Source organism: Mycolicibacterium pyrenivorans, from assembly GCF_025821625.1.
GTDB classification, from domain to species: domain Bacteria; phylum Actinomycetota; class Actinomycetes; order Mycobacteriales; family Mycobacteriaceae; genus Mycobacterium; species Mycobacterium pyrenivorans.
The window spans coordinates 1-765 of sequence record NZ_JACKSH010000114.1 but is presented as its reverse complement, the minus strand read 5'-3'; the positions used below and the strand labels follow the sequence as shown (position 1 = coordinate 765).

At 61.2% G+C, this 765-nt stretch carries 1 protein-coding gene and 1 pseudogene; both read left to right on the top strand.

Going from position 1 to position 765, the window contains the following annotated elements; genetic code table 11:
* Positions 1-131 precede the first annotated feature (131 nt).
* Positions 132-506 carry a transposase gene (locus H7I57_RS14590; protein ID WP_264024267.1) on the top strand — a complete coding sequence of 125 codons (375 nt, stop codon included), beginning with the start codon at positions 132-134 and terminating at the stop codon, positions 504-506.
* Positions 507-551: 45 nt separating this feature from the next.
* Positions 552-671 (top strand): annotated as a pseudogene (locus H7I57_RS33755) (ATP-binding protein); the annotation flags it as partial.
* Positions 672-765: the final 94 nt, after the last annotated feature.

The window sequence follows — 765 nt, the reverse complement described above, 5'->3', positions numbered from 1 at the left end:
CCGGACACGCCCCAAGGGGTGGGGAATTACGTGACGGCGGGTGAGGAAATACGTGACGGACAACCCCTCAAACCTGGGGAATTACGTGACCGCTGACACCGTTTCTCTGACATCGCTACTCCTTATAGCTGATGCCTCCACGGTCTCGGGGGAATGCCACCGGTGACCTGAAGACCGGCCGGGCGTGGGCGATCAAGGAGAGCCTGCGTCACTTCTGGTCCTACAAGCGCCGCGGCTGGGCCGCCAAACACTTCACACGCTGGTACTTCTGGGCCACCCACTGCCGGCTGAAACCGATCATCGAAGCAGCCAAGACGCTCAAGCGCCACGAGGCCGGGCTGCTGTCCTACTTCGCCCACCGCATCACCAACGCCGGCGCCGAAGGCCTCAACTCCCGCATCCAGGCGATCAGGGTCTCCGCCCGCGGCTACCGCAACCGGGAACACTTCAAGACCGCGATCTACTTCCACCTCGGCGGACTACAGCTCTACCCGGCGACACCATGACCCACGGACTTCCCGGAAGAGCCACTTTTTCATGGCCACGGACACATCGACGAGGTCGGCTACATTCCGTTCGACACCGAAGCGGCCAACTTGTTCTTCCAACTGGTCTCGACCCGGTACGAGAAGTCATCGATCATCTTGACCTCTAACCTGCCGTTTTCCAAAGCGCACTTGTTCGCGCGAACCTGTGCGGAAGTGGCGTTGAAACGTGACATGTTTGCAGGTATCAGGGTTGGGCGAGGTGGTCGGGCAGTCGGCC